This window comes from Pseudomonas sp. NPDC087804 (genome assembly GCF_044742965.1).
In the GTDB taxonomy this organism is placed as follows: Bacteria; Pseudomonadota; Gammaproteobacteria; order Pseudomonadales; family Pseudomonadaceae; genus Aquipseudomonas; species Aquipseudomonas rustica.
In genome coordinates this window covers 19,680-44,599 of the sequence record NZ_JBIUVN010000006.1, presented here as the reverse complement: position 1 = coordinate 44,599, position 24,920 = coordinate 19,680, and the positions used below count along the sequence as shown (strand labels likewise).

Genomic DNA, 24,920 nt, shown 5'->3' with positions numbered 1-24,920 from the left:
TTGCCGCCATGAACGAGACCACTTCCGACCTAGACCCCCGCCGCCGTGCCCGTGCCCTTTACTGGCAGGGGTGGCGTATTGCTCGAATTGCCGAGCAGCTCGATGAGAAGCCCGCGACGATCCATAGCTGGAAACGGCGGGATGCTTGGGACGATTCCGACCCGATTGAACGTGTTGGCAGCACGCTCGAAGCGCAGCTCATTCAACTGATCCTCAAGGAGTCGAAGGAGGGGAAGGATTACAAGGAAATTGATCTGCTCGGTCGTCAGATCGAGCGGCTGGCCCGCGTGAAGCGCTACGAGAAGACAGGCAATGAAGTCGATCTCAATCCGAATGTAGCCAACCGGAACAAGGGGCCGCGCAAGCCCCCCGCGAAGAACGCTATCAGCGATGAGCAGCTTGAACAGTTGAATGGCGCATTTATGGACGGGCTTTTCGGCTACCAGAAACATTGGTTCAGAGCGGGCCAGACTGAGCGGATCCGCAACCTGCTTAAGTCCCGCCAGATTGGCGCAACGTATTACTTTGCCCGTGAAGCGCTCATTGACGCCCTCCAGACCGGGCGCAATCAGATCTTTTTGTCTGCCAGCAAAGCCCAGGCACATCAGTTCAAGTCCTACATACTCGACTTTGCCCGTGACGCAGCGGGAGTGGAGTTGAAGGGGGATCCGATAAAGCTGCCTAACGGGGCAGAGTTGATTTTTCTCGGCACTAACTCCCGTACCGCGCAGAGCTATCACGGCAATCTGTATCTGGATGAGTACTTCTGGATTCCCCGATTCAAAATCCTGCAGAACGTCGCGTCGGGTATGGCATCCCAAGCCCAATACCGGCAGACCTACTTCTCTACTCCATCGGCCATTTCACACGAGGCCTATCCGTTCTGGAGCGGGGAGCATTTCAACCGAGGCCGACCCAAAAATCAGCAGATCAAACTCGATATATCCCACAAGGCACTTGGGCCGGGGATGAGCTGCGCAGACGGGCAATACCGCCAGATCGTCAACATCATTGATGCAGAGCGGAGTGGCTGCAATCTGTTCAACGTCGAGCGCTTGCGGCTTGAAAAAAACCCGGATGACTTCGAGCAGCTCTACATGTGCCAGTTCATCGACGACGGCGCGAGCGTGTTCAGTCTGTCAATCATGCAAGCCTGCATGGTTGATAGCTGGGCGTTGTGGGAGGACTACAAACCCTTTGCTACGCGGCCTTTTGGAGGTCGCGAAGTGTGGGTGGGCTATGACCCTGCCGACACAGGCGACCGAGCAGCACTCGTCGTTCTGGCGCCGCCATTGGTGGCCGGTGGCAAGTTCAGGATTCTTGAGCGACATCAGTTCAAGGGGATGGACTTTGCTGCCCAGGCTGAAGCAATCCGCAAGATCTGCGATCGCTACCGTGTGAGTTATATCGGCATCGACGTCACGGGGCTCGGCGGTGGGGTTTACCAGTTGGTGAAACAGTTCCGGCCCGATGCCCGAGGCTTCAACTACAGCGTTGAGGTCAAAACTCAGTTGGTGTTGAAAGCGTACGACGTGATCAGCAAGGGGCGGCTTGAGTTCGATGCCGGTGCAACCGAGATCGCCGCCGCATTCATGGCAATCAAGAAGACCACCACGCCAAGCGGTAGGCAAGTGACCTTCGCTGCTGGCCGATCCGAAGAAGTGAGCCACGCAGATTTGGCGTGGGCAACGATGCACGCCATTTACAACGAACCGCTGGAGGGGACTACCCCGAGCAACTCCGGCTTCATGGAGATTTACTGATGTCGAACACGCCCAACACGCAGGCGATTGTTGATTCACCTGAGTCCAGTGCCGGGGCTATGTCCTTCAGCTTTGGGGATCCCGTGCCGGTTCTGGATAGGCGCGAGATCCTCGACTATGCCGAGTGCCTGAACGCCGGTCTGTGGTACGAACCCCCGGTGAGCTGGGAAGGGTTGGCCCGGTCTTATCGTGCCGCCGTGCATCACGGCAGTGCGATCCAAGTGAAGCGCAACATTCTGGTCAGCACCTTTCAACCTCACCGCCTGCTGTCGCGATCTGACTTTGCTCGTTGGGTGCTGGACTATCTCACCTTCGGCAATGGCTATCTGGAACGTCGGGATAGCCGAATGAAAACCACGCTATCCCTCAAGCCAGCCTTGGCAAAGTATGTGCGCAGGGGAGGCGACCTCAGCCGCTACTGGTTCGTGCCGAGCTTTGGCATGGAGCATGAGTTCGCCGAAGGTTCGTTGTTTCATTTGATGGAACCTGACATCAATCAGGAAGTTTATGGACTGCCGGAGTATCTGGCGTCCCTCAGTGCGGCATGGTTGAACGAGAGCGCCACGCTGTTCCGGCGAAAGTACTACCTCAACGGTTCGCACGCTGGATTCATTCTGTACATGACCGATGCCGCTCAGAACGAACAGGACGTCAACGGCTTGCGCAAGGCATTGAAGGACAGCAAGGGGCCGGGCAACTTCCGCAACCTGTTCGTGTACGCGCCGAACGGGAAGAAGGATGGCCTTCAGGTTATCCCGGTGTCCGAGGTGGCAGCCAAGGACGAGTTCTTCAACATCAAGAATGTGACCCGCGATGACATCATGGCGGCGCACCGAGTGCCGCCGCAGCTGATGGGAATCATCCCGAACAACACTGGCGGATTCGGTGACGCGGGTAAAGCTGCCCAGGTCTTTTACCACCACGAGGTCGTACCGCTGCAAGAGCGCTTCAAAGAGTTGAACCAATGGCTTGGCGAAGAGGTGGTGACCTTCAAGCCCTACGAGATGGCAGCCCTCGGCACCGCCTGACGCTGACCGCGAGACCCAGCCGCCCAAGAGGGCGGCTTTTTTTTGCCCGGCCACCGACCGCCACCTCAATTATCACCCAGCGCGCGGACTCGTTACCCCGCCACGCCTGCGCGCCTTTCGTGCCACTAAATATGCACCTGCATGAGTCCGGAGGAGGCCCCGTATGCCGTGGGCTTCGAAGGGGGTGTCGGGGGCTTAAAAAACTTGCAGAATCATGCACTCAAGCGCTTGCAGTGCAGCTTTCTGCGAGGTCAGGTAGAGGGTCTATTCTGGGAAACGGGTAACCGAAGTCATCGCGGTGTTTATCTGGCTCAAGCCTTTGTTTTTATTGGGTTTTCCTGATTACCTTATATGCGTCATCGGGGGTAACCGGTTTGGTAATTTGCTTGTAAGTTCTTGTTTTATAAGGGTTATTCATATTAAGTAACTAACTCTTATAAAAGGTAATACGATTACTACATTGTTACTATTCAATTACCTTTATTCAATAGTGTTAAACCCTTGTGGGTCGTGAGCTTGCTGGGAGCTTCAAAGGCTCGTGACCGGTGTTACCCTTTTCTTGCACCCCCTCCGACTTGAAAACTGCACCCGCCCCGCGTGAGGCGTGCGCGCACGTATACAGTCGCGCATGATTGCTTTCGTCCAGGCGAAAAAAAGCCCCGCACAAACGGGGCTGGTAAGACGATTCACACCATATGGGTTTGGATAATCTTGCTCAGTCGACGCGCATATGCAGGATCCTTTTCACAGTTCGCAATAAGATCGCCCATGAACCTTTCGATTCCGTCCAGAAACGCGTCCAAGAAGTCGCTAAACACTGCGGGCACATGCGTGTCTTTGCCCACATCAAGAGTGGCAGCATGAAACGCCTGCATCAGCGGGTTATCAGCTTGGCCAACGAAGAAAATGATCTCCTTGGCTTTTCCTGCGTTAGACAGATCGGATGCGGTAGTGAAGGTATGCAGCACTGCGCATCGAGCTGCCCATAGATCAACGTCCGAGAATGGCAGCTTTGTGTCTGCCAAAATGTATTTTCTAACCCACGCCTTGAACGTTGCGCCGCTGGCATTCTCTTGACCGGCTGGAGCGTCCAGCAAACCCATCGTGTCGATGGCGGAATACATTAGGATTTTCGTCTGTCCGTAGAGCTCCGATTTAAACAACAAGCCGATCGCGGTGACGGTATTTTTGACGAACTGCTCAATTTGTTTCTTGGATTCCTGCATCAGTTGTTCTTTCCTTGTTTTGCTCGTATGGAATCGGCCATGCGCCGTATTTCGGGAAGGAGGATAGCTTCCAAAAGTTTTTGCTTACTTTTCACGTTGGTGTGCTCGTAAACAAAAGCGATCTCGTCTGAAGTCGCCTTGGAGCAGCGAAACAACATGCTTTCGGTGAGCTTGCCTTCTTGTTCGACTCTGCCCATAGGTGCCGCGACGGCTGGGGCTACCGGCGCTGTTGTGTGAGTGTCGGCACCCTCCGCAAATCGGGCCAGCGCTTCAGGGTCTACCGGTGGCTTCTTGGGTTGTACGTCGAATGCCATATCCGTTCCTCTCATTTGATATCAGATGTAACGATATCGAATGATATCGTTTCTGGTTGTCACGGCGCGAGCGCTTCGGGTTTGGCGCTCTCGTTGCGTAGTAAGTGCGGGAACATCTCATCAGCGAGCAGCTGGATTTCTGCCCGCGCCTTGCTGTTGCCCATCTCCACTACGCCCATCCCTTTCAGCCACGCGTCCCGGTAGATCTTGCGATCACGAATGATTGATCGGGCCAGGGTGAAGCTTTCAAACTCCACGAGCAGGGCTTTTGCATCTGCGACTTCATTGATCACCGGATTAGTCGGTGCGCGTGACAGAACGGCAAAGGCTTCGAGGTTGGGATTGATACCCTGTGCCAGTCCAATCAGTTCGTCGAGGTGTGGCAGCGTCTCAAGATCTGCTTGGCTGGCCTGAGCAGGGATAATCATCCGATCTGCCGCCACCATCGCCGTGCGTAGTTCTTTGCTGTCGCGGCCACCTGCATCAATGATCACAAGCTGATAACGCTGTGCAAGATCCTTTGCCGTCGCGAACACGTCTCCAGTCTTTTGAACGCAGTGCACGACGGGCAACCCGGCTTCGTTCCTCCGCCCAATGAACTTGGCGGCGGTGCCCTGTGGGTCAGCATCCATAACCACGGTGTCCACGCCTTTAAGCGCCGCCCATACCGCGAGGTTGCCCCCGATATTGCTTTTGCCCGCGCCGCCTTTCTCACAGCCAATCAACAGAATCATGATTTTCTCCATAACGACATGATATGAAATGATACCTAATGAAACGATATCATATGATATCACTTTTGGGTTGTCATCTTATTGATGACCAACGCGGCATGGGAAACGCGTGGGGGCAGAGCCCCCAGAATTTTAGGAGGAGGGAATAGAAGCTATAAGTGGGCCAATCAGCGGGAGGTATTCAGATGCGAGAATGCTACCGGCTGCACCTTCAAGAATCGTTTTTACGGATCCTAAGCACTCTCGGATCATGGCGGTTTTCGGCTTGGGTGCTTTTATGAGAGTCCGAATGGCTTCTAAATCGCTCTGAATCTGAGCCCTGTCAGTGTCTGACTTCAATTCGTTGATGACCGGCATCAGCTTTTCGACGAAAGCGGAAATGTCGCTGAGATCCACGGGCCGGTGGTAATTCTGAGTGGAGTTTGTCGTCCCTTGTTGAATCTGCGAGTCCGTCATCTTTTCAATATTGATGTTGTAGGTGAAGCTGCTCGCACGTTCCTTTTCATCTTTTGTGAATGTCATACCGTCACCTAAAACACCTTGTTGTTCCAAGTCGAGCGCGAAGTCCAGGATCTTGGTTCTCACGGATGCCACGATCCTATGTACCGAGCTTTTTTCGACAGCGAGCCATGGCTCCATTGGAGGATGCATTCCGCTCATAAGCATGGCTGCTTGTTCAGGGTGGAAACCCATCATGATTTGGCGCAAGTCTCTCGACTGGTCTAAGAAGTTGAATAACTCGGGTAGAGCAGTCTGTATACGGCGCATTGTGAGCGTCTTTTTGAACGCGACATCATCTACTCGCAGCGGAACGAATCCCGCATCGCCGCGACACATCAGCAAACCTGTGACTTCCCGGTATTCAGGCACGAGTGCATATGGGTAGCCCTCAAGCTCGTGTCCAATCCATTCTTGGATGGTCGTCACGTTCAGCTTCACTGAAACGGCACGCGCCTTCTGAAGCAGGTAAATGACGGACTTTGTTTCGTCTAACGCGTCCGCCTGTAGCTCTAAGACTAGGCTACCCATGCCGCACTCCTTCCTCGGTTGTTTTGGCAGATCGCCATGGAGGAAATTAGCAGGCAGTTAGAGCAAGGGGAATGTTTTAATTTACGTCGAATTTTACGTATTGCAGAAACAACAAGGCCCCGCATTGCTGCGAGGCCTTGTTTTGTATGGTGCCGGCACCAGGAGTCGAACCCGGGACCTACTGATTACAAGTCAGTTGCTCTACCAACTGAGCTATACCGGCGTGTGGGCGACGATTATAGCGACTGGATAATTTCTGTAAACCCCTGAATTCAGACTATTTTTGCATCTCTGAAAATCAGGCCCTGCGCAGTACATTTCGCAGCGCTTGCACCGTCCGCCCGATGCGACTGGTTGGCCGGGCGAGTGGCTGCACTTCTGCGTGTTCGGCGCGGTGCAGGGCGGTCGCGAGGTGGTGTTGGGCGTCGCGTTCGCCAGGCTCAGACGTTAATTAGCGAGCAACCCATTTTCAGTCATGGACAAAAGTGACAAAGCCGCTGAGCGCTGCTGTTTTTCGGTGGTTATGTCGTTTTGATTGGCGGCTTATGCACAACCGAGCACCGTGAAGACGTGCTTAGGCCGGTTTTTGTGGACGCGTTCTCATTTTGTTCGCAAATCCCTGTTTTATTGGTTTTTTCTTTATGTGAACAAAAAATGACCAGAGCTGTTTCAGCACCGAAACAGGCGTGAATATTGGATCCGAGTAAAATCCATCAACAGAGTTATCCACAGGCTGGCGGTGGTTTATTCGCGTTCGGCCAACAACAGGAAATTGCGCGGAGTCAGCGCTGATTCGCAGAAAGTGCCGAGGCGTACGGCGTATCCCTGTTCGGTGAGGAAAAGTGCCCGATCGAGGTTCAGCCAAAGCTCCAGTGGTCGTCGGAATAATCCGCGCAGCAATTCCAGATTGCGTACTTCGGCCAATCGTTGCCATCCCGCCGCTTCCAGTGCGGCCCAATCTGGCGTGCCGACTGTGGATAACTCTTTGAGATCGGCCAGATCACGGCAGTAATCGGCGAACGGTTTGTCCAGCCAAGCGTTGGGCAACGATGGCGTTGGCAAATACTCATCGTCGCCGCGCACTTGCCGTTGCAGCAGGTCGAAGGCGAGGCGTCGGGCCATCGAGGTGTCACGCTGACGTCGGACGCGTGCACCGGCGGTAACGGTTTCACTCATCGGCAGCGCCAGATCTTCCAGCGAGAGTTGTAGGAACGATGCCGATCCTGCGCAGGACAAGGCCTGATATTCGCTGCGACTTATGCGGTTGTAGCAGCAAGGCGCGATCGCCATTTGCTGGCAACCTGCGGTGCTGGCCAGTTGCATCAAGCGCACATGCAGATCACCGCAGGCGTGAAGGGCGACGGGCGTGTGGTTCGCGCTCAATACCGCAGAGGCGTTCGTCGCCAGTACGTCCTGCTCCACATGCAAAGCGTGCAGATGATGACGCTGACTCAACGCCTGTCCGCTGGCAACCAATAGCGGATCGTATTCAACGCAAGTCAGTTGCTGTCCCGAGCCCAACAAGCGCCGCCCCAAATGCCCCTTGCCAGAACACCAATCCAGCCAATGCATCGGCCGCGAGGCAAAGGACAAGCGACTGGCAAACGCCTCGATCTGTTGCCACTTGCGCCCCGGTACATCGACATTCAAGCGATGCCCCGCAGCTTCCAGCGCCTGTCCCGGTAACTCGCCAACCACGCTCAACTCAGCCGACAACGCCGCCAATGAAGCAAACGGCTCCGGCGCATCAGCAAGATCAGCAGGGTGGTTATGAGCGTTTTCCGCGTCTTCCAGCGACCGTCCGCGTAGCCACGAGGACAATTCCGGGTAGGACGCTTCCCAAGCAAGCGAAAGGTGAGTGAACGGTCGAGGTCTCCACAGCGCCTGATGCTCAATCAAAAAAGCATCCAGCGCGGTGAAGCGGGCGAGTAAGTCCTCGCCCGTCAGCACGTAGGAAGAATCAACGCCCTTGGCAGGCATCGACGCGCAGCCAGCGCTCCAGCAGCTTGAAGCCGCGCACGAGCACGTAAGCCATCAGCAGATAGAACACGCCCGCCGCGAAGAAGATCTCCACCGGCAGATAGGTGCGCGCAATGATCGTGCGCGCCATGCCGGTCAGTTCCAGCAGGGTCACGGTGCTGGCCAGCGCGCTGGCCTTGAGCATCAGGATCACTTCATTGCTGTAGGCCGGCAGGCCGATGCGCGCCGCGCGCGGAAGGATGATGTAGAACATCGCTTTCGGCTTGGACATGCCCAAGGCCCGCGCCGCTTCGATCTCGCCCGGCGGAATCGCCTGAATCGCCCCGCGCAGAATCTCGGCGATGTACGCCGCCGTGTGCAGGGTCATGGTCACCGTGGCACACCAGAACGGATCGCGCAGGTACGGCCACAACGCACTTGCACGCACCGCGTCGAACTGCGCCAAACCGTAATAAACCAGAAACAGCTGAACCAAAAGTGGCGTGCCACGGAAAAAGAAGATGTAGGCGTAAGGCAACGAGCGCACGTACCAGAGCTTGGAGGAGCGGGCGATGCCTAGCGGAATCGCCAGCAGCAAACCGGCGATGACAGCGATGGCCACCAGTTCCAGAGTCAGGGTCGCGCCCTGCGCCAGTTTCGGCAGCCACTTGATGATGACTTCCCAGTTCATTTAAGCGCTCCTCGCAAAGCCGCGAGCGGCGCGTTTTTCCAGGAAGTGCATGCCGGTCATCGCCAGCACGGTCAGGCCCAGGTACATGATCGCGGCGACCATATAGAAGGTGAACGGTTGTTTCGACACGGTCACGCCGATTTGCGCGTGACGCATGATTTCTTCCAGGCCGATCACCGAGACCAGCGCGGTGTCTTTCATCAGGATCATGAACAGATTGCCCAGACCGGGCAGGGCGATGCGCCACATCTGCGGCATGATCAGCCGGGTGAAGATCCGCCATTTCGACAGGCCCAGGGCCTGGCCGGCCTCACGGTGGCCTTTGGGAATGGCGAGGATTGCACCACGGAACACTTCCGTGGCGTAAGCGCCGAAGCACAGGCCGAGGGCGATCACGCCAGCGGCGAAGGCGTTGAGTTGCAGGTCGGGGTTGCCGAAGAACTCACCGAGGGCGCGCATCAGGTTGACCGTACCGAAGTAGATCAACAGTACCCAGAGCAATTCCGGGACGCCGCGCACGAGGGTCGAATAAGTGCCGCCAAGCCATTGCAGCGGCTTGTACGGGGAAGTCTTGGCCAAGGCGCCGAGCAGACCGAGCACCAGTCCCAGGCACAGGGCCGTGAGGGCCAGTTGGACGGTCATCAGCGCGCCGGCAGCGAGGGCCGGGCCGAATCCGTAGAGGTCGATAATCATGGAATTCTGTTCAAATTGCGTCAGGCAAAGTCGGGAGCCGGCGCCGTTGCATCACGGCGCCAGTCCCACAGGTCAGGATCAGTAGATGCTGAACGGGAAGTACTTGTCGTTGATCTTCTTGTAGGTACCGTCGGCGACGATTTCCTTCAGGGCAGTGTTTAACTTCTCACGCAGTGGATCGCCTTTACGTACAGCGATGCCGATCTTGTCGCTTTCTACGACCGGGTCACCTTTGAACTCGTAGTTCTTGCCCGCGTCGCTTTTCAGCCAGTCATAGTTGGCGTACTTGTCGGCGAGGATCGCGTCGACACGACCGGAGGTCAGGTCGAGGTAGGCGTTTTCCTGGGTGTCGTAGAGGCTGACTTTGATGTCATCAGCGTAGGTGTCTTCCAGCCAGGTACCGGCCAGGGTTGCACGCTGAGTACCGATGGTCTTGCCTTTCAGCGAGTCCTTGTCGGTTTTGAAGTCGACGTTTTTCGGTGCGATGAACTGCAGCTTGTTCGAGTAGTACGGGTCGGTGAAATCGACCGCGCCTTTGCGCTCTTCGGTGATCGACAGCGAGGAGATCAGGAAGTCGAACTTCTTCGCGTTCAGGGCCGGAATGATGCCGTCCCAGTCGGACGTGACCACGCTGCATTCGACTTTCATCTTCGCGCAAAGGGCGTCGCCGATGTCTTTGTCGAAGCCGACCACGTTGCCGCTGGCGTCTTTGTTGTTGAACGGCGGGTAAGCCGCTTCGATGCCCATCTTCAGGGTTTCAGCCATGGCACCGGCGCTGAACGCGAGGGTGACGGCGGCGGCCAGGAAGACCTTTTTATAGTTCTGCATGCATGTTGCTCCGTTAGCGGTTGCTGGACATGAATTGTTTGCAGCGCGCCGAAAGCGGGTTTTCGAACACCTGCTGTGGCGATCCTTGCTCTTCTATAAGGCCTTGGTGAAGGAACACCACTTCGCTGGAGACCTGACGGGCGAAGCCCATTTCGTGGGTCACGAGCAGCATGGTGCGGCCTTCTTCGGCCAATGCGCGGATGACACTAAGTACTTCCTGAACCATTTCCGGGTCAAGCGCCGAGGTGGGCTCGTCGAATAGGATCACCTTCGGTTGCATCGCCAGCGTGCGGGCAATCGCCGCGCGTTGTTGCTGACCGCCGGACAATTGCGCCGGGTATGCATGGCGTTTGTCGGAGATGCCGACCTTGGCCAGCAGCGCTTCGGCGACTTCGATCGCTTCAGCTTTGCTCTGACCGAGCACGCGACGCGGGGCCTCGATGATGTTGTCGAGGATGCTCATGTGCGGCCACAGATTAAAGTTTTGAAACACAAAACCAATCTCGGAGCGCAGGCGATTGATCTGTTTGCCGTCGGCGGCAACCAGTTCGCCATTCTTGGCGGCCTTGAGCTTGAGTTCTTCACCGGCCACCAGAATCTGGCCCTGGTGCGGGTTTTCCAGCAGGTTGATGCAACGCAGGAACGTGGACTTGCCGGAACCGGAGGAACCGAGGTTCGAGATCACATCGGCGTCGCGGGGGGTCATCGTGATGCATTTGATCACCTCAAGCTGTCCGTAGCGTTTGTGCAAGTTGCGGATTTAAAGAGCGTGCGTGGCCTCAGCAAAGTGCGAAACTCATATATGTTGCGCTCCAGCTGTTGGGTGGCCTTCCTGGCGAGGCGGCCAAGCTAGCATAGCGTTTCAATGGCAGCCAACAGCGCTACGAGCGGTTAACGGGTGGCATGTGGCAGGTTGTCGCATCGGCACAGCAGACTGTCGCCCCATCAACAACCGAACGGGTGTTTGATCGTGCAAACCCGTGGGTGTCGCGTAAAAAAAGGCGCGATGTTGCCAGCTTTGGCGGGGTGTTGGAAGCGCTATCCGGCCGAACGTACAGGATTCGCTCTTTTATTGTGCATCCCACACTTTTTCAGTGTGTTTCTGGTGCGCTGATTTGTCTTGAAAGTGAGTCGCAGGGTAACGTTCTGGCGAATAGCCATTAATCTCAAGGACTTGCGATGACCGTCCGGTCGCACGCAAAGCCGCGATCCAGAAGACTTTGAAACATTTTGGCGCATTTATTGCGTGCAGAATCCGGAACGCCCTGTTGGTTTCTTTTTACGAGAAAGAACACACCAGACAGGACGGACTGAATCGCTTTCCTCGCAAAGGTAGTTTCGATGAGCAGTACCCCAAGCTCCAATGGCCTTGAACAAGGGCTCAAACCGCGTCATGTGACCATGTTGTCGATCGCCGGTGTGATCGGCGCCGGTCTGTTCGTTGGCTCCGGCCACGCCATCGCTGCCGCCGGCCCTGCCGTGCTGCTGGCTTACGCCGCCGCCGGTACCCTGGTGGTGTTAGTGATGCGCATGCTCGGCGAAATGGCTGTTGCCTCGCCGGACACCGGTTCGTTCTCGACTTACGCCGACCGTGCCATCGGGCACTGGGCCGGTTTCACCATCGGCTGGTTGTACTGGTGGTTCTGGGTGTTGGTGATTCCGCTGGAAGCCAATGCCGCCGCGACCATCCTCCACGCTTGGTTCCCGGGCGTAGGCATCTGGGCTTTCGCACTGATCATCACCATGTTGCTCACGGTCACCAACCTGTTCAGCGTGAAGAATTACGGCGAGTTCGAATTCTGGTTTGCGCTGATTAAAGTGCTGGCGATCATCGGCTTTATCGGCCTTGGTCTTGCGGCCATTTTCGGCTTCCTGCCGAACAGCCAGGTCAGCGGTGTGTCGCACCTGTTCGACAGCGGCGGCTTCCTGCCGAACGGCATGGGCGCGGTGCTGGGTGCAATCCTGACCACCATGTTCTCCTTCATGGGTACCGAGATCGTCACCATCGCGGCCGCGGAATCGAAGAACCCGGGCAAGCAAATCTCCAAGGCCACCAACTCGGTGATCTGGCGGATCGGCTTGTTCTACCTCGTGTCGATCTTCATCGTTGTAGCGCTGGTGCCGTGGAACGATCCTACGCTGGCCAACCTCGGTTCCTACCAGACCGTGCTTGAGCGCATGGGCATTCCTAACGCGAAAATGATCGTCGACATCGTCGTTCTGGTCGCGGTGACCAGCTGCCTGAACTCGGCGCTCTACACCTCGTCGCGCATGCTCTTCTCCCTCGGCAAGCGTGGCGATGCCCCGGCCATGTCGACCCGCACCAACAAAAGCGGCACGCCTTACTGGGCGGTGATGTTGTCGACTGGCGCAGCGTTCCTCTGCACGTTCGCCAACTACGTGGCCCCGGCAGCGGTGTTCGAATTCCTCTTGGCCAGCTCCGGCGCCATCGCCCTGCTGGTGTACTTGGTAATCGCCTTCTCGCAACTGCGTATGCGCAAGCAGCGCATGGCACGCGGCGAGAAAATCGTCTTCAGCATGTGGCTGTTCCCGGGCCTGACCTACGCGGTGATCATCTTCATCGTCGCGGCCCTGACCATCATGCTGTTCCAGGAAGCGCATCGCGTGGAGATCCTCGCGACTGGTTTGCTGAGTTTGATGGTGGTGGCTGCTGGCCTGCTGGTAGCGCGCCGTCGCAAGCTGGAAAAACGTGGCGCGGTGGTGTTGAACTGATCCGTAACGCGTAATGCAAAACGGCCGCTGTCAGTGATGACTAGCGGCCGTTTTTGTTTTTGAGCGATGTTTATTCGCTCTTGTCTTCCTGTGCTTCCACCGACTTGCCATAAGCATCCAGCGCAACCCCGAAATCGGTGATGAACTGTGGCTCGCTCAGCCAGGCCTGGGCTTCTTCGATCGTTACGCCTTCGGCCCACATGCGGTAGTCGATCAGCATGTCGGCGGCCAGGTGAGTGGCGGCCATGCCTTCGTTGTCGGCGTTTTCCATGTCCAGCAGTTCAGGATGATCAACGATGACGAACGCCAGTTCGCGCAGCAGGGTCAGCAGCATTTCGTTGCGGCTGATGGCTTCGGCGTCGCGCATTTTGCTGAACATCGCCAGGACGTATTCCGGCACCGGCTCGGCGAGGTGGTCGAGGTCTTCGTCCTGCTCCAGCGGCTTGCGGCCGACCATACGGATTTGTTTGGCTTTAGCCTTGGCGCGTTTGGCGCGTTTCTGTTGCTTGTTCAGGGATGCCATGGGAGCTCAGTTCTTCTGTTGGGTGTTTGCGGCGATCGCGTCGGACGCCGCCACATAGTCGGCCTGGAAGGCCGGTGATTCGATCCATGCCAGCGCGCCGGCCTCGTCGGTTTCCTGCGACCACTGGCGATACTCGATCAGCGCGGCGAGGATGAAGTCCATCGCGCCTTCTTCGCCTTCCTGCTCGTAAACCAGTTCCAGCAGCGGGTCTTCGAGGAACGCGGTGCACAGGGCTCGCTGGCTGATCTTCTCGGCGTCGATCATTTTCTTGAACAGCTCGGTCAGATCCACCGATTCGAAGTCGATGCGGTCGTCGTTCGGATCCAGCTCGACCGGCGCTTCAGCGCGTTTGGTGCGGTTCTGCTTGGCCTTGGCTTTGGCCCGGGTGGCGCGTTTTTGCTGCTTGTTGGCGGAGGCCATGATGTGTTCCGTCGTGCGTTGAGAGGGCTCAGCTGCGCGGGACTTGCCGCCCCGGTGTGTCGGGGGCCAGTGCGCCGGTGTGCAGCCAGGTCAGAGCGATGGGCCATAGTGTGGCTTGGTATGCGCTGCGAAAAAAGGCGAAATGTCCGACTTGTTGTTCGCCGATGTCCTGCGGTTCGATGCGCAGGTGGGTTTTTGAAGCGTTGTTGAAGTAGCCGAGCAGGCGTTCGATGGCCGCAATCGTGCCGTAGGGATCGTCGCTGATGCTGATGGCCAGCGTCTGCGCGCGGACATTGGCGAAGGGCAGGGTGCCGGTTTTTTTCATCAGTGCGCGACCGCTTGGGCGCCCTTCAAAACGCGGGGCAGGCGTGCTCCAGTCGCGCACGACGCCCGTCGGTGTGTCTTCCAGCCAGCCGAGGCGTTTGCCGGGGAAGTAGCCGCAGAACAGGGTCATCAACGGCATCAGCAGATGCCATTTGCCGAACATGCGCCAGCGATGCTCGGGGGCATAATCTCGCCAGTAGGCGAACTGCGCGCCGACAGTGACCAACCGTCGGATAACTCGCCCGGACTCGGCCAAGCCCGCCGCGCAACCGCCAAAACTGTGGCCGACCACATCGATCGGCTGACCGGGAAACTCGCGTTGCGCACGCTTGAGCATCGCCTCGAAATCCAGCGCGCCCCAATCAGTCCACGAAGCGTTCAGGCCTTTGATCGAAGCCTGTCGCGATTCGCCAATGCCGCGGTAGTCGTAGGTGATGACGTCGAAGCCATTGGCGAACAGATAGGCGGCGAATCGCGAGTAGTGGCGGCAGCGCACGGAAGTGGCGGCGTTGATGATGACCACCGGGCGCTGGGCATCGGGGGATGTGTGACGCCAGGTGAAACCGCCCAGCACATAGCCGTCGGTAGCCGATTCTTTGAAAGGCTCGCCTTGAGCAGTATTCAAAATCGGCGACCTTGACTGCACATCCTGCGTTGCGGGCATGTCCTGACAGCTCATGACTCTCGACCTTGGCGGGTAAGCTGCCAACGATAGTCTCCGCGCCGCCCGGGAACAATCCGTAGGGTTTATTCAGTGGATTGAGTCAGCATGCGTTCCTCGATCAAGGCCTGTTCGCGATTGAGTTCTGCGCGCAACTCTTCTTCACTCGGCAATATCGTTTTGTAACTGCTGGCGAACAGTTGCTCGTTGCCTTTGAGCATTGAATAACGCGCCACCGAATCGTTGCTTTCGGCAGACAAAATAATCCCGACTGTCGGCTTGTCGCCCTCGCTGCGCATCAGCTCGTCGTACATGCGCACATACATGTCCATCTGCCCGACATCGCGGGCGCTGAGCTTGCCGCGTTTGAGATCGATGATCACAAAGCATTTGAGCAGGTAGTTGTAGAACACCAGATCGATGTACAGATCGACGCCGTCGGTACTGATGCGTTGCTGGCGAGCAACGAAGGAAAAGCCTTTGCCCAGTTCGAGCAGAAAGCCCTGCAGGTGATCGATGAGGGCTTGTTCGAGACTGCTTTCCCTGACCTTGCCGGCTGACGGCAGGCCGAGAAACTCGAGCATGACCGGATCGCGAATGAACTCACGCGGATTGCATTTCATCGCTTCGATGTTGGTGGTGGCTTCTTCGATCACGTCGGCTTTGTCTCGACTCATGAGGAGCCGCTCGTAGTAGAGGGTGAGAATCTGGCGATCGAGGGCGCGGCTTGACCAGTTCAGATTGGCGCACTCGTCCATGTACCAATGGCGCGCTTTTTCATTGTTCACCCCCAGAAGCCGTCGATAGTGCGTCCAGCTCAATTCGTGACGCAGTGCGTCACGAATTGGAAACGCCTGATAAAAGAGGCGCATATAACGCAGGTTTGATGCGTCAAACCCCTTCCCGAACTGAGCCGTCAGATCCTTCGCCAGCATAGCCAGCAGCTGCTTTCCATAGCCCGCACGCTGGGCACCCTGTTGCTCAAACTCGACGATATGCCGGCCGATCTGCCAGCAGGTCTGCACTTGAATCGTATCAACCGCTCGCAGCACTTTTTGCCGTGCCTGACGAATCAACTCGCCAAGCTCCCCCAGCAATGAATCGATTTTCGGGTCTTGCGTGTCAGCAGGTTTTAACTGGCTCATCGGGTCTTCCGCTTCATTGTGATCAGACGCAAAAGCATGCCCGGCGTCGCCGTTTGAGTATGTCGGGAGAGACGGTGAAATCCGCAGGAAGAGGCGATTGGTCATGCAGGACACTGCCGAGGAAAAGGACGTTGGCGGGCAGGGTCTGTAGTCCATGTCTTACGAGCGCCAAGTGCTAGCGGTATTTACGCCGGGCCCTGCTCGCGGGTCTGCCGATACGCGTCAGTTGATGCCACGCCACCCCTGCGACCAGCAGCAATCCGCCAAAAAATCCTTCAAAAACGATATGAAACCAGTACGCGCCCGGTTGCCCGGCGAGGGTGTAGACCTTGGCCGGCCCGCCGCGAGTGGCGGTGGTGATGGTGTCGTGAATCAAGCCGTCGATGGCCGAGTAGCAAAGCAGCGCGCCGGTGCTGATCAGAAACACGCTGATCATGATCGCCAGTCCTCTCGACACCAGGCTTTCCTGAGGTGGCGGCGGATGGGGCAGGGGGATGCGAGTGCGTTTCTGGTTCATCGCGGGGATGACCCTCTTCCGTAAGGGCGAATCTCTGGGGATGGGATCGCGGGTTTTCATGGTTGCGGCGTGATGCTGCTCAAAACGAGGCCACTGCCTGCGAGAGCACAACGCGCAATGGGTTGCTTTCAACACTCAGCAGTTTGATGGCCAAGGCGCAGCAAACCACGATCAGCATCGGTTTAATCAGTCGCGGCCCGACCCGAACAGCGGCACGCGCGCCTAACTGCGCGCCGACAAACGCCGCCAGTGCCATGGCAATTGCGACTGGCCAGATAATCACGCCTTTGGTGATGAACACCGCCAGCGAACCCAGATTGCAGGATGCGTTGGCGAGCTTGGTAAAACTCATGGCGCGCATCATGCCCAAGCCGCACAGAAGGACAAATCCTACGATAAAGAAAGAACCCACGCCCGGCCCGAATATACCGTCGTAAAAGCCCAGGATGGGCGCAACGGTAAATGAAAACAGCAGAATCCCTATTCGCTTGCGTCGATCTTCATTCGCCAGTTTTGGTGACAGCGCAAAATAGATGGCCACCAGAATCAACATGATCGGCACGCAGGCTTCGAGGTAGCGCTTGTCGATTGAGCTGACCAGCAGCGCACCGCTGGCGCCGCCAATGAAGCCACAGATCATCAGATAGCGACCTTCCCGCCATTCGATCAAGCCTTTGCGGGCAAAGGTTGCCGTGGCCGAGATCGTGGCTGATGCCGCCTGAAACTTGTTCGTGGCAATGGCGCTGATCGGATCCACCCCCGCCAGAAATAAAGCCGGCAGGGTGATCAAACCGCCGCCCCCAGCGATCGCATCAAAAAAACCGGCGCAGAACGCGACGAGCGCGAGCATGCCGATGATGTCCCAAGACATTGTGTTCCCTCTTTATGGTTGTTTGTCGGCCATTAACTGGCGAGGTGTTCAGCAGGCTGATAAGCGCAAGGAATTCAACCTTGTAGCAGTAACGGGTTCTCTGAAATGACGATTGGTGAGGCGAATCTGGACAGTCCAAAAATTCGCACCAGGACCCTTCTGTTGTCTTTGATGACATCCCGACAGTGGAGGGCTCGCGTGTTGTTGATCACCATGGCCGATTCCTGCGTTAGCGAATAATCCGCTGGAATCGCTTTATCTACGCACTCGCATAGAGCGGAGTAAGCCTTGCTAACGAAGGTCGATGCATTGCTACTGACCGAGAAACGATAGGAATTGAATCGGGCAGCGAATCCAGTGTTTTCGTCGAATTCCAAAATCGAAACGCCGCGTCCGGCTTCTCCTTTACCACTTACAAAGGAGTCACTGCGGGTGAACTCAAAATTGTCGCTGGTGAGGGCAAGGCAATGGACGGCGCCGATCTTTTCGAGAATTGGAGGGAGCGGTATCACGCGTGTTGGTTCACGGCCGGGATTCCATAACGCGGAAAGTATCAACGACGATGGGGAGGGGGAATGGCTGTCCTTTACCTTAACAGCGCACCAGTAAGGTGCTTCGGTATGTGGGCCAAGCGCCAGGCCCGAATGTGAGCTCAGCTCATTGGATTTCGGCTCAGCTTTGATCTTGGTAAGTCCCCCGCCCTTGAAGTTGGCTACCAGACGAACCAATTTGCCGTCGTTATCCATGTCATAAGCGAATGCACGATTATCAACAAGGCTCAGTAATATTTGGTTGCGAGCGGCCAGGCAGAGCACGTCGAACCTGTTTTCCAAGGAAGCCACGTCGGGCAATTCATCGGGAGGATCGCAATCAGTGATTTTTTTTAGTCCTTCAAAAATCAAGACGGACAACAAGCAATCGGAGTAGGCAGTCAGCAATGTGCGTTGTTGCTCCGAAAATGCAGACATGAGTTCAGCGTATGCCTTGGTGGTTATGGACTGGGCTTCAGACGCCTGCGGTCCGCCGCGGCTTGCCAATACTTCGGTGAATTTTTGAAGCAACTCTGATTGTCGAAGGTCAAATTTGAAGGTTCTGATTTCTTGTTCTTTAAGGCCCCCAGCATTTGCGACGTCTGGTTTGGTGGCGTGAGTCATTGGCTACATCCCTGTTGTGAATCTGCTGTCGAGCTTCCTGGCAGCTCTTCGTCTTATTCTGCCTAAGTTGAGAGAGCGCGTATGTCGTCCATTTCCGCTATTGCCTACGGAGCGTTCCGACAGGTTTGAGAGACTTCAGGGATGTGCGACTCCGGGCCTTGTAGGCTTATTCGTCTGATCGCGATCTGATGCTTGTTGGGAGGGGTAGATAGAGGGGGAGGGAAACGTTGTCCGGCGATTCCGTCGATATGAAACCGTGCCTTACCAAATCGCAGACATAAAAAAACCCTGAATCTTGCGATTCAGGGTTTTCGGTATTTGGTGCCCAGAGACGGAATCGAACCGCCGACACGGGGATTTTCAATCCCCTGCTCTACCGACTGAGCTATCTGGGCAACGGGGCGCATTAAAAGGGTTTTTCGGATTTACGTCAACGACTTTTTTAAAATTTCTTAAATTAATTCCGTCGCTTACGATCCGACCCCCGATTTCCGGGGTTTACTCTGCAGGTGGAACGTAGCCTTCGGCTTGAGCGTATTCCTCGCCGGAGAAGTACTTGTCCATTTCGCCCTGAAGATATTTGCGGTCTTCGGCGTTCATCATGTTCAAACGCTTTTCATTGATCAGCAGGGTCTGGTGTTTCTGCCAGTCGGCCCAAGCCTTGGCCGAGACGTGGTCAAAAATATCCTGACCTTTAGCGCCCGGGAAAGGGGCGCGTTCCAGGGCTGGCAGTTCTTCTTTGTACTTGCGGCACATTACGGTGCGGGTCATGGCGACTCTCCTGCATTCAAGACGGCGGCCGCGCGTTCGAGCAAGGTTTTGACCGGGGCGGCGAGGCCCAGGCGCGGCGGGGTGGCGAGGTTATACCAGAGCCAGTCGGCCTCGGCCACGTGATGGGCGGCCTCCTGTACCTGAACCAGCCAGGGTTCGATGGACAGCTGGAAATGGCTGAACGTGTGGACAAGGCTCGGCAGCGCCTGCTGTTGGCCCATGGTCAGTGCGTGCTGGTCGGCGAGGTGTTGCAGGTCGTCGAGGTCGTCGAGTTCCGGCAGGCTCCACAAACCGCCCCACAAACCGCTCGAGGGGCGCCGGTAAAGCAGAATCGCACCGTCGCCGTTGGCCAGCATCGGCATCAGCGTGCGCTTCTGCGGGATGGCTTTGCGCGGCTTGGGAATCGGGTAGCGGGTTTCGAGGCCGAGCATGTGCGCTTCACAACCACGCTCCAGCGGACACAGCAGGCAACTCGGCTTGCTGCGCGTGCAGAGCGTGGCGCCGAGATCCATCATCGCCTGGGTGTAGGCGTTGACCCGATCGTGCGGCGTAAAGCGCTCAGCGTTGGCCCAGAGCTGTTTGGCCACCTTCGGCTCGCCGGGATAACCCTCTTGCGCAGTAAAGCGCGCCAGCACGCGTTTGACGTTGCCATCGAGGATCGGCGCGCGCAGGCCCATGCTGATGCTCGCGATCGCGCCAGCAGTGGACAGGCCGATACCCGGCAAATCCGTAAGTTTTTCGACGTCGCGCGGAAACTCGCCACCGTACTGGCTGACGACGATCTTCGCGGTCTTCTGCAAATTGCGCGCGCGGGTGTAGTAACCCAGGCCAGTCCACAAGTGCAGCACCTCGTCTTCCGGCGCTTCGGCCAGCGCTTCGACCGTCGGCAACGCGGCCATGAAACGGTCGAAGTAATTGAGCACGGTGCTGACCTGAGTCTGCTGCAACATGATCTCCGACACCCACACCCGATACGGATTGATGTCTTGCTGCCAAGGCAAATCGTGGCGGCCGTGGCGGTCGAACCAATCCAGCACCGCCGTGGAAAACTGCTCCGCTCTCATCGCTTGAACAGCCCCTTCAGTGCGTTTTTCAATTCCGGGCTGACCTTGTCACCGAGTTTCTCGTCGATCTTGTCGCTGAGCTTGTCGCCAGCCAGTTTGGTCGCGACCTGACCGAGTCGATCATTGTCGACGCGGCAGGCTTTCGCGCCCAGCTCCAGCGGGCCACGGCAGCGCAGCGGCCACTCGATGCCGACGAACTTTTCGCCGACCTGACAGGCCGGATCCGGCATGGCGCTGGTGTCACCTTCGACGATGATGCCGACGCGATAGTCCATGCCGAGCACGCGCAAATCGATGTCGCCGTCACCGTTGACGGTCATGCCGGGGATGCGCACTTTCAGATCCGGGTTGCTGGCGATGCCGTTGCGGAAGGTCAGGTTGCCCTTGAGTTCCTGGAACGGCGTGTCTTTGCCGCGTGGCTCGCCGCTGAGGGTTTTGCGGTTGAGTGTGGCGATGCCTTTGCACAATTGCTGTTCAAGGTTGGCGTTGAGCAGCACGCCGTTGTTGATCACGAAACTGGCGTTGCCATTGAGGCTTTCGATCAGCGCTTGCTGGCTGTTGCCGTTGCCAGTGACGTTACTGGTGAGCGTCACCAGACCTTTCACCGGCGGATTCTTGCCTTGGCTTTCGAGGATTTTATCGACCGGCACGCGGTTGAGCTTGGTCTGCAAGTTCAGCACGGGCGCGGTTTGGCGGACATCGAGGGTGCCATTGGCGGCGAAGTTGCCGTTGTACAAGTCGCCGCTCAGGTTGGTCAGGGTCAGCAAACCGCCCTGGCCGGTGGCTTTCAGTGCGGCGTTCTGGATCGGCAATTTGTCGAGGGTCAGTTGGCCGAAAGTCAGATCGGCGTCCACATCGAGCTTGGCCAGACGTTCCACCGGCAGCAGGCGATCGGTGCTCCACGCGGTTTTGGTCGGCTTGTCCGGCAGCGGCGTACTGCCGGCGCCGGCCATGGCATCGGCTTCGGTGCTGGCGACTTCGGCCTGACGCACTTGCGTGGCGTTCGCAGCTTTTTCCGATTTCGGCGGCAGGTAGCGGTCGACGTTGAAGGTGTCAGCCTTGAGGATCGCGCGCAGCGATTGCTTGGCGAAATCCTCGACGGCGATGCGGCCGCTGAAGCTGCTGTCGTCGACTTTCAGGTTGATGTTGTCGAACGCGACGCTGGTTGGCGTGGCGGCAATGCGGCTGACCAGTTCGACTTTGCTCAGGCTGCCGGCGGCCATCGCTGGAAGTGTCTGGCCGATGCTGTCGACGAATTTCGCCAGATCGAACTGAGCGATGGAGAGGCCGCCAGTGATCTGTGGAGTCTTGTCGAGATCGTTGGCTTTCAGTTCGCCCAAGGCGCGCAATTGGTTAGCGGAGATCTTGATCCCCGTCCATTCGGCGACGTTCGCGGCTTTATCCAGCGAAACCTGGCCTTGAGCCGAGAAGGTCATAGCCTTGCCTTGCAGCGGATCGCCAGTCAGTTCGCCGGACAATTTCATGTCTTCGAACCTGTAGCGTTGCAGCGCGCGCTCGATGCGCAATTCGCCGTTCAGCTCGGTGCGCACCCGCAGCATCGGCTGGTTGGTGCTGAGGAAAGCGGTGGCCTTCAACGGAATATTGGTCGAATCGTGAACCGCGCCGGTGCTCAACTGGATGCTTTCGGCGCTGAACTGCTTGCCGGTCTTCTCGTCGTTGTATTCAACGCGGGCGTTGTTGACGGTCAGGCTGTCGATGTCGAGGCGGATTGGTTGCGGTGGTTTTTCCGGTGTTGCCGGAGTTTCGCTGGCCGGTTGATTGGCTGCGACAGGCGGCGTTGCACCGGCAGGCTGCGGCAGCTTGCCAATGTCTTCCCAGTTGCCATGACCGTCCTTGTCGCGGTTCAGGCGCAGGTTCAGGCCTTCGACGCGCACGTCGCTCATCTGCACTTCACGGCGCAGCAGCGGCAGCACACGCACGGACAGGCCGAGCATCTGCAAGTCGGCAAATGGTTCGCCCGGTTTGATCAGGGTGGCGACGCTGGCCTCGTGCAATTCCAGGCCGAGCCACGGGAACAGGCTCCAGCCGATATCGCCATTGAGCGTCAGCTCGATGTGGGCCTTGTCGCGGGCTATCTGGCGGATCTCGTCTTTATAGTCGTTGGGATCGAAGAGGTGGGTCAGGGCAAAGCCTGCCGCCACGATGATTAGCAACAGCCCGAGAAGTACCAGACCCAGGATTTTGCCGAACGCTTTCATGGGCGAGTCCTTGTAATTAGTCGAATTCGTAATTTAGCCGGGGAGTATAGCGCTGCAAATGCCCGGTTCGGTGTGGCGTCATGTTGCCAGTACCGCCAATGACGCGTGCAACTTAGCCGCGATGGCCTGAGCTTCAGGATGTCCGGCAGGTGCCAGCAGGCGCAGTTCGGCCCCCGCTTGCGACGCCATTTTCTGCGCTTGGTTCACCAGTCGTTCAGCAAAAATCGCCCCGTGTAGGAGCTGCGGAACGCTGCGATCTTTTGATGTTTTTCAAAAACAGGATCAAAAGATCGCGGCCTTCGGCAGCTACTACACAGGTGTAGAGATCAGATGACATGAAAAAGGTGATATCAGTTTGGTTTTTCTGTCACCTGCAAATGGTAACCTTCGCCCCGTTCGTCCGTCCCTCTGCGACTTAACGTCGCGCCTTCAAGGAGCTTCACCCAAAAAACGGTCATGCCTGCGTGCATAAGGCCGAGGGTGAACAGTGGCTGGCGAACCATACTAATAATTGGGGGATACACAATGAGCACGAGCATCACGGCGGACGGCCTCAGCGCCGCCCAGCCTGCGTTCCTCTCCAAGGAACGCATCATCGCCAAGCCCGGTTTCAACCGCTGGCTGGTTCCACCGGCCGCACTGGCCATCCACCTGTGCATCGGCATGGCCTACGGCTTCTCGGTGTTCTGGTTGCCGCTGTCCAAGGCATTGGGCGTCACCGCGCCAGTGACTTGCGCGCCGGACATGAGCTTCATCGCACAAGTGTTTTCCTCGCAATGCGACTGGCCGATCTCCATGCTCGGCTGGATCTACACGCTGTTCTTCATCTTCCTCGGTTGCTCGGCAGCGATCTGGGGTGGCTGGCTTGAGCACGCTGGCCCGCGCAAGGCTGGCGTTGTATCGGCACTGTGCTGGTGCGGCGGTCTGCTGATTTCGGCGCTGGGTATTTATACCCACCAGATCTGGCTGATGTGGATTGGCTCGGGCGTGATCGGCGGTATCGGTCTCGGTCTGGGCTACATCTCGCCGGTCTCAACCCTGATCAAGTGGTTCCCGGACAAGCGCGGCATGGCGACCGGCATGGCAATCATGGGCTTCGGTGGCGGCGCGATGGTCGGTGCACCGTTGGCAACTGCGCTGATGAGCCACTTCGGCTCGGCTGAAGGCGTTGGCGTCTGGCAGAGCTTCGTGGCCATGGCCGCGATCTACTTCGTGTTCATGATCGGTGGCGCTCTGTCGTACCGCGTGCCGCCAACCGGCTGGAAACCTGAAGGCTGGACTGCGCCGGCGAAGAAAGCCGCGAACGCGATGATCACCAATCGTCACGTGCACGTGAATGTGGCGTGGAAAACCCCGCAATTCCGTCTGGTCTGGCTGGTACTGTGCCTGAACGTTTCTGCCGGTATCGGCATCCTCGGCATGGCTTCGCCACTGTTGCAGGAAGTGTTCGGCGGCAAGCTGCTGGGCGTTGATGTGCCGTTTGGTCAGCTCGATGCTGGGCAGTTGGCTTCGATCGCTGCGATCGCAGCAGGCTTCACCGGTTTGCTGAGCCTGTTCAACATCGGTGGTCGTTTCTTCTGGGCTTCGTTCTCGGACTATCTGGGCCGCAAAAATACCTACTTCGTGTTCTTCGCCCTGGGTTTTGCCCTGTACGCGCTGATTCCGAACATGGGTCATTTGGGCAACGTTGCGCTGTTTGTGGCGGCGTTCTGCATCATTCTGTCGATGTACGGCGGTGGTTTTGCCACTGTTCCAGCGTATCTGGCTGACCTGTTCGGTACGCAAATGGTTGGCGCGATCCACGGTCGTCTGCTGACTGCCTGGGCGGCGGCTGGCGTGCTCGGCCCGGTGTTGGTGAACTATCTGCGTGAATATCAGCTGAGCATCGGCGTTGAACGCGCTGCCGCTTACGACATCACCTTGTACATCCTCGCCGGCCTGCTGGTGTTGGGCTTCCTGTGCAACATGCTGGTTCGTCCGGTGGCCGACAAGTACTTCATGACCGACGCTGAACTGGCCGCCGAACAGGCGCTGGGTCACGACAAAGGTGCTGATGCCAGCACGGTTCTGGAGTGGAAAGCCGCGCCGGGCAGCAAGCCGCTGGCGATTGCTGCGTGGTTGGCCGTGGGTATTCCGTTGGCGTGGGGTGTGTGGGTGACCCTGCAGAAAACGGCGGTACTGTTTCACTAAGGTCGCCTGTACCTGATCGTTCCCACGCTCTGCGTGGGAATGCCTCCCGTGACGCTCTGCGTC

General features: G+C 57.4%; 23 protein-coding genes, 2 tRNA genes and 1 pseudogene. 4 read left to right on the top strand and 22 right to left on the bottom strand.

All coding sequences use genetic code 11. The features are described from left to right. Positions 1-8: 8 nt before the first annotated feature. Positions 9-1,763 (top strand): terminase ATPase subunit family protein, encoded by a 1,755-nt coding sequence (locus tag ACIOMO_RS12125; RefSeq protein WP_401240856.1) that lies wholly within the window; start codon positions 9-11, stop codon positions 1,761-1,763. After that, entirely contained in the window at positions 1,763-2,791 is a 1,029-nt protein-coding gene (locus ACIOMO_RS12120) for a phage portal protein (protein ID WP_289204300.1), read from the top strand. The genes ACIOMO_RS12125 and ACIOMO_RS12120 overlap by 1 nt, the downstream gene beginning before the upstream one ends. Positions 2,792-3,477: 686 nt before the next feature. Here the strand turns inward: ACIOMO_RS12120 and ACIOMO_RS12115 are convergent. From ACIOMO_RS12115 to ACIOMO_RS12070, 10 genes are all read right to left on the bottom strand, one after another. Further along, positions 3,478-4,017 carry a hypothetical protein gene (locus ACIOMO_RS12115; RefSeq protein WP_401240853.1) on the bottom strand — a complete coding sequence of 180 codons (540 nt, stop codon included), beginning with the start codon at positions 4,015-4,017 and terminating at the stop codon, positions 3,478-3,480. Beyond that, complete coding sequence (locus ACIOMO_RS12110) at positions 4,017-4,331, bottom strand: hypothetical protein (protein WP_401240850.1); 315 nt, start codon at positions 4,329-4,331, stop codon at positions 4,017-4,019. Before ACIOMO_RS12110 ends, ACIOMO_RS12115 begins: the two co-directional genes overlap by 1 nt. A gap of 59 nt (positions 4,332-4,390) precedes the next feature. After that, the gene (locus ACIOMO_RS12105) at positions 4,391-5,065 is read right to left on the bottom strand and encodes a division plane positioning ATPase MipZ (protein WP_401240847.1); all 675 of its coding nucleotides are present in this window, start codon (positions 5,063-5,065) and stop codon (positions 4,391-4,393) included. A 132-nt stretch (positions 5,066-5,197) separates the two neighbouring features. Next, positions 5,198-6,094, bottom strand: coding sequence for a hypothetical protein (locus ACIOMO_RS12100; protein ID WP_401240844.1), 897 nt, complete (start codon positions 6,092-6,094; stop codon positions 5,198-5,200). Between the two features lie 147 nt (positions 6,095-6,241). Further along, a tRNA-Thr gene (locus ACIOMO_RS12095) sits at positions 6,242-6,317 on the bottom strand. A gap of 521 nt (positions 6,318-6,838) precedes the next feature. After that, positions 6,839-8,074 (bottom strand): methyltransferase, encoded by a 1,236-nt coding sequence (locus ACIOMO_RS12090; RefSeq protein WP_401240841.1) that lies wholly within the window; start codon positions 8,072-8,074, stop codon positions 6,839-6,841. After that, positions 8,055-8,744: an ABC transporter permease gene (locus tag ACIOMO_RS12085; protein WP_159815479.1), complete on the bottom strand. Its 690-nt coding sequence runs from the start codon at positions 8,742-8,744 to the stop codon at positions 8,055-8,057. The genes ACIOMO_RS12090 and ACIOMO_RS12085 overlap by 20 nt, the downstream gene beginning before the upstream one ends. Beyond that, positions 8,745-9,437 (bottom strand): ABC transporter permease, encoded by a 693-nt coding sequence (locus ACIOMO_RS12080; RefSeq protein ID WP_007909165.1) that lies wholly within the window; start codon positions 9,435-9,437, stop codon positions 8,745-8,747. A gap of 78 nt (positions 9,438-9,515) precedes the next feature. Then, the gene (locus tag ACIOMO_RS12075) at positions 9,516-10,265 is read right to left on the bottom strand and encodes an ABC transporter substrate-binding protein (RefSeq protein ID WP_401240838.1); all 750 of its coding nucleotides are present in this window, start codon (positions 10,263-10,265) and stop codon (positions 9,516-9,518) included. 13 nt (positions 10,266-10,278) lie between these two features. Beyond that, positions 10,279-11,025 carry an ABC transporter ATP-binding protein gene (locus ACIOMO_RS12070; RefSeq protein WP_401241044.1) on the bottom strand — a complete coding sequence of 249 codons (747 nt, stop codon included), beginning with the start codon at positions 11,023-11,025 and terminating at the stop codon, positions 10,279-10,281. A 581-nt stretch (positions 11,026-11,606) separates the two neighbouring features. Between ACIOMO_RS12070 and gabP the strand changes: the two genes are divergently transcribed. Then, the gene (gene gabP / locus ACIOMO_RS12065) at positions 11,607-12,998 is read left to right on the top strand and encodes a GABA permease (RefSeq protein ID WP_053116576.1); all 1,392 of its coding nucleotides are present in this window, start codon (positions 11,607-11,609) and stop codon (positions 12,996-12,998) included. A gap of 70 nt (positions 12,999-13,068) precedes the next feature. Here the strand turns inward: gabP and ACIOMO_RS12060 are convergent, their stop codons facing one another. The 12 genes and pseudogenes from ACIOMO_RS12060 to ACIOMO_RS12005 all read right to left on the bottom strand — a co-directional run. Continuing rightward, a complete protein-coding gene (locus ACIOMO_RS12060; RefSeq protein WP_008080542.1) occupies positions 13,069-13,521 on the bottom strand; it encodes a hypothetical protein in 453 nt (150 codons plus the stop codon). Positions 13,522-13,527: 6 nt separating this feature from the next. Then, entirely contained in the window at positions 13,528-13,941 is a 414-nt protein-coding gene (locus ACIOMO_RS12055; RefSeq protein WP_400755611.1) for a hypothetical protein, read from the bottom strand. Positions 13,942-13,969: 28 nt separating this feature from the next. Continuing rightward, positions 13,970-14,944, bottom strand: a complete 975-nt coding sequence (locus ACIOMO_RS12050; RefSeq protein WP_401240835.1) for an alpha/beta fold hydrolase — start codon at positions 14,942-14,944, stop codon at positions 13,970-13,972. 68 nt (positions 14,945-15,012) lie between these two features. Continuing rightward, positions 15,013-16,071 (bottom strand): YhcG family protein, encoded by a 1,059-nt coding sequence (locus ACIOMO_RS12045; RefSeq protein ID WP_401240832.1) that lies wholly within the window; start codon positions 16,069-16,071, stop codon positions 15,013-15,015. A 175-nt stretch (positions 16,072-16,246) separates the two neighbouring features. Next, a complete protein-coding gene (locus tag ACIOMO_RS12040) occupies positions 16,247-16,588 on the bottom strand; it encodes a hypothetical protein (RefSeq protein ID WP_401240829.1) in 342 nt (113 codons plus the stop codon). Positions 16,589-16,667: 79 nt separating this feature from the next. Beyond that, a complete protein-coding gene (locus ACIOMO_RS12035; RefSeq protein ID WP_053116581.1) occupies positions 16,668-17,459 on the bottom strand; it encodes a TSUP family transporter in 792 nt (263 codons plus the stop codon). A 74-nt stretch (positions 17,460-17,533) separates the two neighbouring features. Next, the gene (locus ACIOMO_RS12030) at positions 17,534-18,613 is read right to left on the bottom strand and encodes a hypothetical protein (RefSeq protein ID WP_053116582.1); all 1,080 of its coding nucleotides are present in this window, start codon (positions 18,611-18,613) and stop codon (positions 17,534-17,536) included. 319 nt (positions 18,614-18,932) lie between these two features. Continuing rightward, positions 18,933-19,008, bottom strand: a tRNA-Phe gene (locus tag ACIOMO_RS12025). A 103-nt stretch (positions 19,009-19,111) separates the two neighbouring features. Continuing rightward, entirely contained in the window at positions 19,112-19,384 is a 273-nt protein-coding gene (locus ACIOMO_RS12020; protein ID WP_053116583.1) for an oxidative damage protection protein, read from the bottom strand. Continuing rightward, complete coding sequence (gene mutY, locus ACIOMO_RS12015; RefSeq protein ID WP_401240824.1) at positions 19,381-20,448, bottom strand: A/G-specific adenine glycosylase; 1,068 nt, start codon at positions 20,446-20,448, stop codon at positions 19,381-19,383. The genes ACIOMO_RS12020 and mutY overlap by 4 nt, the downstream gene beginning before the upstream one ends. Then, complete coding sequence (locus tag ACIOMO_RS12010; protein WP_401240822.1) at positions 20,445-22,667, bottom strand: AsmA family protein; 2,223 nt, start codon at positions 22,665-22,667, stop codon at positions 20,445-20,447. The genes mutY and ACIOMO_RS12010 overlap by 4 nt, the downstream gene beginning before the upstream one ends. A 78-nt stretch (positions 22,668-22,745) precedes the next feature. Beyond that, a pseudogene (locus tag ACIOMO_RS12005) lies at positions 22,746-22,886 on the bottom strand (aspartate 1-decarboxylase autocleavage activator PanM); the annotation flags it as partial. A 306-nt stretch (positions 22,887-23,192) separates the two neighbouring features. Between ACIOMO_RS12005 and ACIOMO_RS12000 the strand changes: the two are divergent. Further along, a complete protein-coding gene (locus ACIOMO_RS12000) occupies positions 23,193-24,857 on the top strand; it encodes an OFA family MFS transporter (RefSeq protein WP_053116586.1) in 1,665 nt (554 codons plus the stop codon). Positions 24,858-24,920: the final 63 nt, after the last annotated feature.

Excerpts from the sequence above, each read along its gene's own strand:
- ACIOMO_RS12080 (WP_007909165.1), bottom strand. The coding sequence starts at position 9,437 with ATGATTATCGACCTCTACGGATTCGGCCCGGCCCTCGCTGCCGGCGCG.
- ACIOMO_RS12115 (WP_401240853.1), bottom strand. The coding sequence starts at position 4,017 with ATGCAGGAATCCAAGAAACAAATTGAGCAGTTCGTCAAAAATACCGTC.
- ACIOMO_RS12120 (WP_289204300.1), top strand. The coding sequence starts at position 1,763 with ATGTCGAACACGCCCAACACGCAGGCGATTGTTGATTCACCTGAGTCC.
- ACIOMO_RS12035 (WP_053116581.1), bottom strand. The coding sequence starts at position 17,459 with ATGTCTTGGGACATCATCGGCATGCTCGCGCTCGTCGCGTTCTGCGCC.
- ACIOMO_RS12030 (WP_053116582.1), bottom strand. The coding sequence starts at position 18,613 with ATGACTCACGCCACCAAACCAGACGTCGCAAATGCTGGGGGCCTTAAA.
- ACIOMO_RS12050 (WP_401240835.1), bottom strand. The coding sequence starts at position 14,944 with ATGAGCTGTCAGGACATGCCCGCAACGCAGGATGTGCAGTCAAGGTCG.
- ACIOMO_RS12000 (WP_053116586.1), top strand. The coding sequence starts at position 23,193 with ATGAGCACGAGCATCACGGCGGACGGCCTCAGCGCCGCCCAGCCTGCG.
- ACIOMO_RS12020 (WP_053116583.1), bottom strand. The coding sequence starts at position 19,384 with ATGACCCGCACCGTAATGTGCCGCAAGTACAAAGAAGAACTGCCAGCC.
- ACIOMO_RS12085 (WP_159815479.1), bottom strand. The coding sequence starts at position 8,744 with ATGAACTGGGAAGTCATCATCAAGTGGCTGCCGAAACTGGCGCAGGGC.
- ACIOMO_RS12040 (WP_401240829.1), bottom strand. The coding sequence starts at position 16,588 with ATGAACCAGAAACGCACTCGCATCCCCCTGCCCCATCCGCCGCCACCT.
- ACIOMO_RS12105 (WP_401240847.1), bottom strand. The coding sequence starts at position 5,065 with ATGATTCTGTTGATTGGCTGTGAGAAAGGCGGCGCGGGCAAAAGCAAT.
- ACIOMO_RS12125 (WP_401240856.1), top strand. The coding sequence starts at position 9 with ATGAACGAGACCACTTCCGACCTAGACCCCCGCCGCCGTGCCCGTGCC.
- ACIOMO_RS12075 (WP_401240838.1), bottom strand. The coding sequence starts at position 10,265 with ATGCAGAACTATAAAAAGGTCTTCCTGGCCGCCGCCGTCACCCTCGCG.
- gabP (WP_053116576.1), top strand. The coding sequence starts at position 11,607 with ATGAGCAGTACCCCAAGCTCCAATGGCCTTGAACAAGGGCTCAAACCG.
- ACIOMO_RS12045 (WP_401240832.1), bottom strand. The coding sequence starts at position 16,071 with ATGAGCCAGTTAAAACCTGCTGACACGCAAGACCCGAAAATCGATTCA.
- mutY (WP_401240824.1), bottom strand. The coding sequence starts at position 20,448 with ATGAGAGCGGAGCAGTTTTCCACGGCGGTGCTGGATTGGTTCGACCGC.
- ACIOMO_RS12055 (WP_400755611.1), bottom strand. The coding sequence starts at position 13,941 with ATGGCCTCCGCCAACAAGCAGCAAAAACGCGCCACCCGGGCCAAAGCC.
- ACIOMO_RS12060 (WP_008080542.1), bottom strand. The coding sequence starts at position 13,521 with ATGGCATCCCTGAACAAGCAACAGAAACGCGCCAAACGCGCCAAGGCT.
- ACIOMO_RS12010 (WP_401240822.1), bottom strand. The coding sequence starts at position 22,667 with ATGAAAGCGTTCGGCAAAATCCTGGGTCTGGTACTTCTCGGGCTGTTG.
- ACIOMO_RS12090 (WP_401240841.1), bottom strand. The coding sequence starts at position 8,074 with ATGCCTGCCAAGGGCGTTGATTCTTCCTACGTGCTGACGGGCGAGGAC.
- ACIOMO_RS12110 (WP_401240850.1), bottom strand. The coding sequence starts at position 4,331 with ATGGCATTCGACGTACAACCCAAGAAGCCACCGGTAGACCCTGAAGCG.
- ACIOMO_RS12100 (WP_401240844.1), bottom strand. The coding sequence starts at position 6,094 with ATGGGTAGCCTAGTCTTAGAGCTACAGGCGGACGCGTTAGACGAAACA.